Below are 12,126 nucleotides of genomic sequence, written 5' to 3'. Positions count from 1 at the left end.
GATTCCGAATTTGTTGCGAGAAAGGAAGGAGCGTTGGATTGTCAATTTATAGGGTTGTCGCAGCCTTCAGCGACTATCCCTCTTTTTTGCCTTGAGCATTAGCGTCCATCCCCAATCTCTTTTCTCCATGAAGTCACGGAGCCCGTGACCAAGCAATGGTGCGGTAAGTCGATTTACTTTGTTGGATGTCAGCAGTCTTCTGAAGTGTTTGTGAGCGATTGGCGTAATCGAGAACAATGATTCTATTTCAAAATGCTTGCCTGCCAGCGAAGCCAATTCCGTGCGATCCACCCACTTCCTGAGCTGGCCGGGTTGCTGGGTCGGCACCCTGCAGTAATTTTGCAGAACGGGACGATTTTGCGTCGCAAGGAAGAGGTGCCCGCCGGGCTTAAGCAGTTCCGCGAGACGCGCGAAGAATTTGTTCTGGTCAGCAACGTGAGACAGCACTTCCAGGCTGACCAGCACGTCGAAAGACATGGGTGCAAAATCGAGTTTGGCGAAGTCGCCGGCGACGAACTTTATTTGGGGCCAGCGGGTTCGTGATGCCGATAAAACCTCGTCGGAAATGTCCGTTCCGGTGACATTGCCAAACTTTGCCAGAGTTGGGCAGAACCAGCCGTTACCGCAGCCAACTTCGAGGATGTTGAGATCGCGTCGTCCCAACTCGACAAGCCATTCCTCGATAACCTGGGATTGCCGACGGGAAATTTCTCCTACATCGTGCTGACGATTTTCGGAGTTCCACTTATTCCAAAACGTGCGTTGTAGTTCGTCGCTCTGTTCCATAAACGAAGGATTGCAAGCTCTCTATGGTGGCGCAATGTAATACAAGGAGGTAACTCCATGTGTTGATATGCAGCCTTTTCGTTTCATCTAAATGCATTACACCCAACTGGTTTGCAAACCGGTGAGGGTGAGGAGTACCCACGCTTTCCTATGGGCACCGATGTACCGGCGTGCAAACACAGCCGGGCTCGGAGATGGAGAGAGCGCAACTTTGAGCCCGTATTAATGCTTGATGCTTATTGGCCGGCTTGCGGGTTATTTCACAAAAGGTAGGTAAGCCCGACAACCAAGGCTACGCCGACGAAAAACAATGCCCCGTACATCAAGGATATTCGGAACTTGGGAGCTGGTCGTTTCTCGTTATATTCGTCATAGGCTTTCATACCCGTTTAACGTGTCTCCGGTTCGATCGTTCCGGGGCTAAAAGATTATCCGTTTAGACAGCCACTCCACTGGAGCGACAAGACGCCGAATCCGCAGCGTAATATCATGCGCGTTGCGGGCGACAAGATGGTTGAGTGTCTGGAAATGGAGGGTTAGGATGATACCATCCAGTCCGGCGAACATCTTGCGGGGCCCGGAAACAGCATCCAGAGCCTGCCACTTCGTCGGGAATAGTGTCGGAAGGGGCGCAGGATGAGGTGATTAAGGTTTTCGCTCAACCCGGGAGCATCTGCGAAATAATGACTGCGACCGAAACCGCAAAAGCGAAAATGAGAAGATGACGCCACATCGGGGTGGTGTAGTGCGAATAGATTTCGTCTTCTTCGTCTTCGAACATTTCCGGCCTTTCTCCCATTTCAGCCGTCCCTATCAGTGCAATGTGAAGCCTGGATGTCAAGTTAAGGCATTAATCTGAAGCCGCTCGATCGTTGAGGAATGATGGTCGATTGTCCCTCCCGCCTTATAATCAACGCGGTGCTGGCGCAGAATGTTCCCGTGCATGGTGCAATCCTTCAAAACCCCTATATTGGCTTGCACCTCAGATTCGGGAAACTTCATGCCACACGATTTTCAAGCTGATATTGATGCCATTGCTCGCATCGATGCAGTTCCCACCATACTTGATGTCGTCTGCCGGACCACTGGCATGGGATTCGCGGCTGTTGCGCGGGTGACCGAAGATCGCTGGATCGCCTGTCAGGTGCTCGACAATATTGCGTTTGGCTTGAAGCCCGGGGGCGAACTTGAGGTCAAGACCACAATCTGCGATGAAATCCGCGGCAGTGGCCAAGCCGTCGTAATCGACGAAGTGTCGCAGGATTTGGTTTATTCGACCCACCACACGCCGCAGATTTATGGCTTTCAAAGCTACATCTCGATGCCGATCACACTGCCGGACGGTACTTTTTTCGGCACGCTTTGCGCCATCGATCCAGCGCCGGCGCGCCTGAAGAATCCGCAAGTGGTCGGCATGTTCAAGCTCTTCGCCGATTTGATTGCTTTTCATCTCGACGCCAATGACCGCCTTGCAAAAACCGAGGCTGCCTTGGTGGACGAGCGGACGATCTCCGAATTTCGCGAACAATTTGTCGCCGTGCTCGGTCACGACCTGCGCAATCCCGTGGCGTCGATCGATTCGGGCACGCGCCTGCTTTTGCGCACTCCCCTCGACGAAAAGGCGGAAGCCATCGTCAAATTGATCCGCGGTAGCGTTGTGCGCATGTCTGGCCTCATCGATAACGTTATGGACCTGGCGCGGGCGCGACTCGGCAGCGGCGTCCTGGTCGAGATCAAGCGCAATGCCGAACTGAAGCCCACGTTGACGCAGGTCGTCGATGAACTCGGGTCGGTCCGTCCCGATCGCGTCATCGAGACCAACTTCGAATTCGATGATCCGATCCGCAGCGACCCTCTGCGTGTCGGGCAGCTTCTGTCAAATCTTCTTGGCAATGCCTTGGCCCACGGTTCAGAAGACGGGGCGATCCGCGTGGATGCCCGAACCACCGATGACGCATTTGAACTGTCGGTTACCAATCGCGGCGACCCGATACCTGCGGAATCAGTCGACCAGCTGTTTCTGCCGTTCTTCCGCCATGGCGCCAAGACCGGCCAGCAGGGGCTTGGCCTCGGGCTCTACATCGCGTCCGAAATCGCCAAGCTGCATGGCGGCGTCATTGAGGTCGATTCGAATGACAGGAAAACGCGCTTCACATTCCGCATGCCGCTCGAAGTGTAAGGCCGGCAGCGAAGCGACGCTAAGCGACAGCGCAGGGTTACTGCGAGGACGCCTTGCCCTCCCGCTTGCGGGGAGTGTCCCAGAGCAGCGACATACAGGGGCTCCGGCGCCCGCGTACCCTTCGAAAACGGGGAATATCCGGGCTTGAGGAAAGTTTGCTGGCGCCCCCTCCCGGTTTCGCTCAGACCGGTCAGCGGCGCCTTGTTCCGCTCAATGGTGCTCCAATACAGCAGCGGCTCAATGGTGCTCCAACACAGCAACACAGGAATCAAGATCATTGGTGGCAAGGTGGGCGTAGCGCATGGTCATCTGCAGGGTCTGATGTCCAAGCCACATCTGCACTCGCCGGATGTCGATGCCGCCGCGAACCAGCCGCGAAGCGCAGGTATGGCGTAAGATGTGCGGGACGACCTGATCGTCGCGACCGAGTCCGACCTCGGCTTTTGCCTCATTCCAGATCGCGCGAAACCGCACCTGGGTGTGCATTGAAAACGGACCCCTCAGTCGCCCGCGCTGGATCAGTGTCGCTTCGCGAGCCCGGGAGGTGAGGGGAACGGTCCGGCTGCGCCCGGATTTTGTCAGCCAGAAAGTCGAGCGGCTATCCTGCAGATCGTTCCATGAAAGGCCGATCGCCTCGCCGAGACGACATCCGGTATCGACCAGGAACACGCTGAGCCGGTAACTGTCCTCACAGCGGGCCCGAATTGCCGAAAACAGGCGCTGTTCTTCTTCAAATTCGAGGAACCGAATCCGCCCTTGCCGCTCTTTCTGGCGGCGAAACTCTGGCAGGTTGTAAATATCGCCCATCTTGCACGCTTTCCGCAGCAATTTGCTCAAGGCCGCCATCTTGCGATTGATGGTGGCATTGCTGTTTCCGCGTTCGCGCAAGGTTCTAATTACGAAATCGAGCATCTCCTGGCTGAAAACGCTGAATCGGTCGCCGCCCACAATCTCGGCGATCTCGCCAAGAAACGATCGAACATTGACCTTATGCGATCCTTCGTCCCAGAGGATGCCGATATATTGCGCGGTCAATTCCGCGAGCGTGTTATCCCGAACCAGTCGCCGCGTCTGGTGAGCGCTTGAGGAGTAGTGCAGATCATATTCGAACTGGACCGAAAAACGGGCGTCCTGCTGCGTGTCCAAGGGGCGACTAGCATAATGATTGCGCTCTGAAAGAATGAAGAAGCATCGGAAAAATATGCGGCAAGTTGTATCCGCCAATCCGAAAAACGCAATCCCGGAACGTCTGCCAATTTAGGCTAATAGACTTCCGTATGATAAAGCGACGAGCTTTATCAGTTCTCAACCCGATGGGCTGCAGTTCGAGCATTTCTACGTCTCCTCGGTCCGCGACCGATCTGAAATCCTTCCTCTGAAAATTGCTGTGCGCCGATGAATAACGCTGAAAATTGCTGTTGCTTAAAACTGTTGGTTCAATTGGAAAAAGCCGACGCCGGAAAACCGGCGTCGGAAGTATTCAGGTCAAACGATTAGAAATTGCGCTGGAAGCGGATGATGCCCTGCACGGCGTCATCGGTGTTGATACCTGCATCGTCGTCAAAGTGGGTGTAGTTCACTTCAGGCTGAACGAAGAAGCCAGGAACCAGCGTATACTTTACGTTAAGTGCCGCGGCGAGAACGCCGGCGTCTTCATAGGCGACCTGACCATTGATTGTGGCCTTGTCGGACGCCTTGAGGGAGACACCACCCCAAACCGCATAATCACCTTCCTAGGTGCCGTAGAAATCGTTGACATCGCCGTCCGACTTGTAGCCGCCCATCGCCCAGGCAGAGACCGTATCGCTGAGCGTTAGGTCGAGACGAACCTTGCCAGCGAATTCTTCGGAGACGGAGTCATAACCGGCAACGCCCGAAATCGCGCCCCAGCCCTGTGCGAACTTGGCACCAGCAACGACGTGCGGCATGTAATCGTCGATTACATAGCCCTTGCTGCCCTGCTCGAGACCAACGGTTGCCGAGAAGCCATTGCCGCCGGCAAAGGTATAGCTGATCTGGTTGGTGACATAGCTACCTTCGGCAACAACGTCGTCCGAGATGATGTCGCCGAGATAGCCGGTCCAGGAAGTGAATTGCGAGTCGATGGCACCAGCACGGAAGCCGCCGAGTTCGATGTAGGCCTGGTTCAGATCGACAGTTTCTGAATCCGAACCGTTCTTGAAGTTGAAGCGAAGCTCAACATAGGACTTCAGCGTGCCGAGTTCAGTTTCATTGCGTGCATCGAAGCGCAAGTCGGCGCGGGTACGCTTATCCCAGGTACCGCGTTCCGCACCGGTGTAGGCATCATCGCCGCCGCGCGCGTCATAACGCACGTAGCCGCCGAGCTTCAGGCAGGTTTCGGTTCCCGGAATGTAGAAGAAGCCGGCGCCGTAAGCGTCGCAAACGCGAACGTATTCGACGGGCTCTGGTTCGGCGACGACGATTGCATCGGCAGCACGTGCGCCGGTTACTGCGACGAGAGCCGCAGCGGAGCCGAGAAGAAGGCTCTTGATGTTCATTTCTGACCTCCAGTCAAGATTCGCTAGAGATCGGCGGAAAAAGGTCGTTAGTGGCCGACTGTATTGGAAAACAGATTGACGATGAGAACGCCGGCAATGATCAGGGAAAGACCAATGATTGCAGGCATATCGAGGGCCTGGCGATACCAGAACCAACCGACAGCTGCGATGAGAACGATGCCCGCGCCGGACCAGATGGCATAAACAATGCCGACCGGAATCGTCTTGATCGGAATCGACAGCAGGTAAAAGGCGAGGCTGTAGCCGATGACGCACACGAGCGAGGGCCACAGCCGGGTAAATCCATCCGCCTGTTTCAGCGCGGATGTGGCGACTACTTCACAGACTATGGCAACAACGAGGTAGAGATATGTCATGTCAAATCACCATTGCGGAAGGAGCGGGCCGATTGCCGATTCGAATCGAGGAACGCCTGAAAACCACCGGTTCATGGGCGATTCTTAAGCCAGGCGCCGTCCCAATACCGGCATTCAAGGGCAAGATTTCATTAAAAAACCAGTTACCTCTATTAAGGAGTGGTAAAGATATTGGAGGGTGCGCGGCGATTTCGTGGCATTTGTGCAACAGCGATCTTGCATAGACGCTTTGGAACCCTTCCGGCGAGACTTTCATGGTTGAAACGCCAGCGCTGGCGAGTATGGTCAGTCGGGAGGAAGGGCGTTCATCGCATTTCTTCTTGGACTTAGGGGATGGGGACAGGTTGTCCTTCAGCCAAATTGGAATGCCCAGACCCATTTTTAACTTTGACTGGAGGTCAGAAATGAACATTAAGAGCCTTCTACTCGGCTCCGCTGCGGCTCTCGTCGCAGTAACCGGCGCGCGTGCTGCTGATGCAGTCGTTGTTGCCGAACCAGAGCCCGTCGAATACGTTCGCGTTTGCGACGCTTACGGCGCAGGCTTCTTCTACATTCCGGGGACCGAGACCTGCTTGAAGATCAGCGGTTATCTGCGTTACGACGCTGCTGGTGGCGACGATCCGTACAATGGTTCGAACGTTGGCGCCAACGACAACGAAACCTGGTACAAGCGCACCCGCGCTGAAGTCCGTTTCGACGCACGTTCGGAAACTGAACTCGGCACTCTGCGTTCCTACGCTCAGACCCGTTTCCAGTTCACCAACGGCAGTGACAACGGTGCTTCGCTTCCGCAGGCATTCATCGAACTCGGTGGTTTCCGCATCGGTGTCGCCGACGAAATCTTCGGTTCGTGGACCGGTTATGCTGGCAACATCATCAACGACGATGTGATCAACTACCAGTCGGGCACGACCAACCAGGTTAGCTACACCTTCGCAGGCGGCAACGGCTTCTCGGCCATCATCGCTGCTGAACAGGGCCAGAACGACTTCGGCAACTTCGGCTTTGACTACGTCATCGACGACTACATGCCGCACGTTCTTGCTGGTGCGAAGTGGGAGCAGGGCTGGGGCGGCATCTCCGGTGTTGTTGGTTATGACTCGGTTGTCGAAGACGTTGCTGTAAAGCTGCGTTTGGACCTCAAAGTCACCGACACCATCTCGCTGTTCGCAATGGGCGGTTATCAGTCTGACTACAGCGCACCGACGTTCGATGCGACTGACGGTAGTGTTACCGGCGGCAACCAGAACTGGTTCGGCACCTGGGAAGGCGATTGGGCTGCTTGGGCAGGCTTCTCGGCTAAGCTCTCCGACAAGGCAACTCTTAACGGCCAGGGCGCATACGAAGAAGAAGGCACCTACGCTTTCGCTCTTAACGTAGCCTACGAACTGGTTCCTGGCTTCACGATCACGCCGGAAATCAACTACACCAAGTTCGACGGCGTTCGTAAGGACGTTGCTGAGTTCGACAACGGTAACGACGACGCATTCGGCGGTATCATCCGCTTCCAGCGTAACTTCTAATCCTTTACTGGATTGGTTGATAAAGACCCGGCGGCGCGAGCTGCCGGGTTTTCTTTGTTCATGGGCCGGTCGTCGTGTTGAAATGGCCATGAACATGGGGCAAGACATAGCTCCAGCCCACCGAGACTGAGAGAAAGCCTTAGGAATATGCGTACCATCAGGAGCTGGTTCTGGCCCGGTGTCATCACCGTCGCACTTCTGACGGTTCTTGCCGGCTGGTTCCTCACTGACCCCATCGACCAGCAGCTCACGGATGCGGCCAATGCTGCACTGGGCGCCGATAATTCCTGGGCGAGCGCCGATATTGACGGCCGCGATCTTACCTTGAAGGGTGTCGCTCCATCCGAAGAGGCGCTTGCTGCCGCTCTTGGGATCGCCGCAAGCACGCCCGGCGTAAGAACTATAGATAATCAGGCGACGCTTTTGCCCCTGGCCGAACCGTTTTCCTTCGTCATCACCAAATCCGACGACGGCATATTGCTTTCAGGGAATGTTCCCTTCGGCGATTCGCGCGCGCGAATTCTCGCGTCTGCCGAAAACGCTATGCCGGGCATCGAAATCCTCGACGAATTGGCCGTTGCGCGCGGCGCGCCGGAAGGTTTTCTCGATCTTGTCGACTTCGCATTGAGCCAGGCGGCGCAACTGACCAACGGAGAGGTGGAAATCTCGGGCAAGACCTATAGTATCAGCGGCACCGCGGCCAACGCCGCCGACTACGATGCAATCAACGCCGCCTTGCGCGCTCCAATTCCCGGTAATGGCAAGCCGGGCGAGATCAAGCTCGAGGCCGCGGTCAATACCAGCGGAGGCTAGAAACATGTGGTTCATGATCGGCCAGCTCTGGCTCTTCCTTTTGATAGCTGCTCTTGTCGGTTTCTATGTCGGTTGGTCGACATACGACCGGGGCCAATGATGCGAACCAGGGGTTAGACAATGGTTGTATTTCTTCTCCAGTCATTGTTTCTCATCGCTGCAGCCTTCGTCGTCGGCGCGATTTTAGGCAATCTTTTCAAGCGGATGGCGCCGAAACGCGAATCGGTTTCTGAAGTATCCACGCGCGCTGCCGATGCGCGCCTGGCAGCAAGCCCCATTCTTCCCGCGAATGACGATGTGAGGCAGTTGGCCCGGGAGGCTGCCGCAATGATACCGCCAGCGGAACCCGTGCCGCCGGCGGAAGTCCCCGCGAGCGGCAAGCCGGCGCGCAAGACAGCCGCAAAGCGGGTGGCTGCGAAGACGGCTATCGAACGCAGGTCCAATCCGCGGCAGGACGACAGCCACCGGCCCGTCATGCTCAAGGCGGCACGGCGCGGCAAACCCGACAAACTCACTGATATCGACGGCATTGGCACCGCCATACAATCGCGGCTTTTCGATCTGGGGCTGTTTCATTTCGACCAGATTGCTGGCTGGTCGATTGAGGAAGCTGCGTGGGTGGGCGAGGAAATAGGATTTCCCGGCCGCGTGCAGAGGGAAGGGTGGATCAGACAGGCTGCGGCAAGGGTAAAGATGCCTGCGGCAGATCAACTGGCGAAGGCGAAACCAACAGCGCGGCGCAAGGCCGGAACGACCAAGCCCTCATAGACTTTTCAGGTAAGGGCGGCGGTTTGGCGAAGATCGATTCCAGCGGCAAAGGCTGCGATCAGTTCAGGCAAACGTCCGGTTTCGAGCAAAGGCGCATGGCCTTGACCCGCAACATTGATGACCTGCATTGCGGGATGCCGGCGCGACATTTCCAGCACTGTTTCAGGTGTCAGCAGGCTGCTGTTTTCGCCGCGAATGACCAGGAGCGCCAGCTTTTCAAAGAGGTCGAACTGCTCCCAAAGGTCGGGCAATTTCTTTTCGAAATCAATATTCGCCATGGTTTTCAGGAGGTTGAGATCGTAGTCCGGGCGAATGGTTCCGCGCTGCCTGCGATAGATCGCGCGCGCGAAGCGCATCCAGTCCGCTTCGGTCAGCGCCGGAAAGGCCGGTCCGTGCAGATTGCGCTGGCGCTCGATCGCCTCCGGCCAGGTGCGCGGATTGCGCGACTTGCGCAGATATTGCGTGATCTGACGCAAGCCTTCAGGGGCAATTTCCGGCCCGATATCATTGAGAATGACACCGGCCAGCAACGTCGGCGCCACCGATGCCAGGACGTGGGTTATCAATCCCCCGCGCGAGGTTCCGAGGAAGATTGCACGGTCGATGCCGAGCGAACCAAGACCTGCAATTACGTCATTGGCTTCGACGCCTATATTGTAGTGGGACCAATCGCGATCATATGCGGACAGTCCGCGGCCGCGATAGTCGAATGTTATGACCTGGCGCGGCGTGTCGGGATGCTGCGACAGAAGTGCCGCGACTTCATGAAAATCGCGGCTGTTGCGGGTGAGGCCGGCAAGACACACGAGCGGCACCGCCCCGGCGCGCTCCGATCCATAAACCCGGCCATGGAGCTTCAGTCCATCGGGTGCATCGTAGTTGATCTCGCGATAGGCCTCGGCCAAATTCAACCCCGCCGTCCGGCCGTGAGATCGCTCTCTATCTGCGCCTTGCCGGTCAACCGCGCCTTGTAGACTTCATAGTTCTCCATGACCCGCTGCACGTAGTTGCGAGTCTCGGTATAGGGAATGCGCTCGATCCAGTCGACGACTTCATCCACCGGCTTGCCACGCGGATCGCCATACCGCGCCACCCACTCGCTGGCGCGGCTCGGCCCGGCATTGTAGCCGGCAAACGTAAGCACGTACGAACCATCGAACTTTGCGATCTGCTCGCCAAGGAATTTCGCGCCGAGCGTTGCATTATAGGCAGCATCCCCGGTCAAACGGTCCTTGGAATAGGTCATGCCGGCGCGCTGGGCGACGCCCTTTGCGGTGCCCGGCAGCAATTGCAGGAGGCCGCGTGCCCCGGCGCTCGATACGGCAGTCGGATTGAACTCGCTTTCCTGGCGGGCGATTGCATAGGCGAGGGCGGCACCGGAGCCCGAAATATTGGCATTGCCGGGGATGGCGCCGACCGGATGCGACAGTGCACCGACGTCGATGCCGCGTTGCGCCGCGGTCTTGCCGACGCGCAGCGCCACGTAATGGTTGCCCTTGCGTTCGGCCATCACGGCGAGGAGTGCCAATTCGCCGGGGCTGTCTAACTCCTGTGCGAGGCTGGAATAAAGGATCGCCGCCCGGGAATCATAGCCGGTGTCCTCCAGCCTCTGTATAGCTCGCACGGCTTCGCGCTGGGCAAATCGTGAACGTTCCGCATCGGACGGCTTGGGATAGGGGAGTTGCAGCCCGGATTGCCCGAGCTTTGCTGCTGCAAGCTGCCCGTAAAATGTCGTGCCGTAGCGCGATGCGCGTGCGTAATAATCGCGCGCGCTGCCTGCCGCGCCCGCTTCCGCGGCACGGCCCAGCCAGTAATAGGCGCGCGATGCCGACATCGGGCGCGAGGAAATCTCGGCAATGCGCGTAAAATGGCGCTGTGCCGTGTTGGGATCGTTGAGGCCGCGCAATGCGTACCAGCCGGCGTGGAACTCCGCTTCGGCGGCAATCGAAGGTGTTTCGGCGCTGTGCATTGCCGCCACGCGATAGGCACGCTTGACGTCGCCCTGATCGAGAAGTTCGCGTGAAAGAACGCGCCGTTCCGTCCACCAGGCATCGGGGTCTACCAGCGCTGCGGCATCGCGCGGTGCGGTCGCCATTACATCGGCTGCCTCCCGAAATTTTTCCTGGCGGCGCAAATATTGCGCCTTGGCGAAGATATAGGCCGCATTTGACGCCCACGCGCCATGCACGGCGGCAAGCTTCTGGCCCGCATCGGGTGATTTTTGCAGGACGGCTGCGAATGCCTGGAACAACGATTCTGCGTTGGCCAGCTTGGCGACACGCCCGGCCGACTTCACCTTGCCCTCATAAAGCATCGTCAACATGCGCGTCAGATGGTCGTCGCGGGAAATGACCTGCGAAAACTCTTTGAGGATCATTGTCTCCTGCGTGTCCTCGAGCTTCTTGGTCCGCCAGAAAGCGCCGAGGATTTGCCGCGAGCGCGGAGCATTGCCGCTCGCCACATAGGCGCGGGCGAGGATAACGACGCCCTCTGTCGTCTGCGGCGCGGTGTTGCCAAAGGCGTTGATGACGATCGAAGGCGCGGGATTTTCCTTATAGAGCGCCCGCTCCGAATTGTTGCGGAAGGTCGCCATGCCGGGCCAGCCGGGCAGTTCCTGCGCGGCATGCGCAATCTCCGAGCTCGGTATTCCCGGAGCGTTGGAAAGACCGATCGCCCAGGTGAGGATATGGCGGTCGAGCGCGTCAACGGGCAGGCCGTTGCGAATGCCGAGCGCCCGCTGGGCGTCCCCGGCGGAGAGCGCGTCAAGCCCGCTCTTGAGACTGCCGGCAATCGCCGAGGGCTTCGATGGTTGGGTGATGCCGGCGGTGGTGACCGGATCGGGCCGGGCCAGTACCTGCGTTGACGGGCTCACGCGCGTTTGCGTCGACGCGAACGGCTTCAATCCGGGAACCGGGACGCCTGCCGAAGGTACGGGTGCTTGGGCATGGGAAGCCGTCGCCACCAACGCAAGCGTGGACGCGAGAAGAACGTGACGCAAAACAGAAGTTCTCAGCATACAACTACCAGTTTTTTTGGAGCGGATCAGAGGGTCCCCCGGATCCGTGGAGACAATGAAGACGATAATAGTGGCGGACGTATGAAAGCACTCTTAACAAAGGGTTATCCGAGCCCGTTGCATTAAACCTATTGCAACTCATGCT

At 57.5% G+C, this 12,126-nt stretch carries 11 protein-coding genes and 1 pseudogene; 4 read left to right on the top strand and 8 right to left on the bottom strand.

Going from position 1 to position 12,126, the window contains the following annotated elements:
• Nucleotides 1-66: 66 nt before the first annotated feature.
• A complete protein-coding gene (locus tag GF108_RS09940; protein ID WP_153667820.1) occupies nt 67-786 on the bottom strand; it encodes a bifunctional 2-polyprenyl-6-hydroxyphenol methylase/3-demethylubiquinol 3-O-methyltransferase UbiG in 720 nt (239 codons plus the stop codon).
• A gap of 658 nt (nt 787-1,444) precedes the next feature.
• Nucleotides 1,445-1,567 carry a hypothetical protein gene (locus tag GF108_RS22585; protein ID WP_255453098.1) on the bottom strand — a complete coding sequence of 41 codons (123 nt, stop codon included), beginning with the start codon at nt 1,565-1,567 and terminating at the stop codon, nt 1,445-1,447.
• Between the two features lie 219 nt (nt 1,568-1,786).
• Here GF108_RS22585 and GF108_RS09935 point away from each other — a divergent pair, with 219 nt between their 5' ends.
• Complete coding sequence (locus tag GF108_RS09935) at nt 1,787-2,965, top strand: GAF domain-containing sensor histidine kinase (protein ID WP_153667819.1); 1,179 nt, start codon at nt 1,787-1,789, stop codon at nt 2,963-2,965.
• 237 nt (nt 2,966-3,202) lie between these two features.
• Here the strand turns inward: GF108_RS09935 and GF108_RS09930 are convergent, their stop codons facing one another.
• From GF108_RS09930 to GF108_RS09915, 4 genes and pseudogenes are all read right to left on the bottom strand, one after another.
• Nucleotides 3,203-4,063, bottom strand: coding sequence for a tyrosine-type recombinase/integrase (locus GF108_RS09930; protein ID WP_370462152.1), 861 nt, complete (start codon nt 4,061-4,063; stop codon nt 3,203-3,205).
• 395 nt (nt 4,064-4,458) lie between these two features.
• Nucleotides 4,459-5,484: pseudogene (locus GF108_RS09925) on the bottom strand (porin).
• Nucleotides 5,485-5,531: 47 nt separating this feature from the next.
• Nucleotides 5,532-5,861 carry a multidrug efflux SMR transporter gene (locus GF108_RS09920; RefSeq protein WP_153667817.1) on the bottom strand — a complete coding sequence of 110 codons (330 nt, stop codon included), beginning with the start codon at nt 5,859-5,861 and terminating at the stop codon, nt 5,532-5,534.
• A gap of 1 nt (nt 5,862) precedes the next feature.
• Complete coding sequence (locus GF108_RS09915) at nt 5,863-6,273, bottom strand: hypothetical protein (protein WP_153667816.1); 411 nt, start codon at nt 6,271-6,273, stop codon at nt 5,863-5,865.
• Between GF108_RS09915 and GF108_RS09910 the strand changes: the two genes are divergently transcribed.
• The 3 genes from GF108_RS09910 to GF108_RS09900 all read left to right on the top strand — a co-directional run bounded on the left by GF108_RS09910 (nt 6,266) and on the right by GF108_RS09900 (nt 8,965).
• Entirely contained in the window at nt 6,266-7,384 is a 1,119-nt protein-coding gene (locus GF108_RS09910) for a porin (protein WP_153667815.1), read from the top strand. The two genes, GF108_RS09915 and GF108_RS09910, sit on opposite strands and share 8 nt — an antisense overlap.
• Before the next feature lie 147 nt (nt 7,385-7,531).
• A complete protein-coding gene (locus GF108_RS09905) occupies nt 7,532-8,197 on the top strand; it encodes a BON domain-containing protein (RefSeq protein WP_153667814.1) in 666 nt (221 codons plus the stop codon).
• A gap of 120 nt (nt 8,198-8,317) precedes the next feature.
• Entirely contained in the window at nt 8,318-8,965 is a 648-nt protein-coding gene (locus tag GF108_RS09900) for a hypothetical protein (protein WP_153667813.1), read from the top strand.
• A gap of 5 nt (nt 8,966-8,970) precedes the next feature.
• On the opposite strand, the gene GF108_RS09895 is transcribed toward GF108_RS09900, so the two are convergent.
• Both GF108_RS09895 and GF108_RS09890 read right to left on the bottom strand, forming a co-directional pair.
• On the bottom strand, nt 8,971-9,876 hold the full coding sequence (locus GF108_RS09895; RefSeq protein ID WP_370462122.1) for an alpha/beta fold hydrolase: 906 nt from the start codon (nt 9,874-9,876) through the stop codon (nt 8,971-8,973).
• On the bottom strand, nt 9,873-11,981 hold the full coding sequence (locus tag GF108_RS09890; protein ID WP_153667812.1) for a lytic transglycosylase domain-containing protein: 2,109 nt from the start codon (nt 11,979-11,981) through the stop codon (nt 9,873-9,875). Before GF108_RS09890 ends, GF108_RS09895 begins: the two co-directional genes overlap by 4 nt.
• Between the last annotated feature and the right edge of the window lie 145 nt (nt 11,982-12,126).

The organism is Phyllobacterium sp. SYP-B3895 (genome assembly GCF_009647635.1).
GTDB classification, from domain to species: domain Bacteria; phylum Pseudomonadota; class Alphaproteobacteria; order Rhizobiales; family Rhizobiaceae; genus Phyllobacterium; species Phyllobacterium pellucidum.
This window is presented reverse-complemented; position numbering and strand designations above follow the sequence as displayed.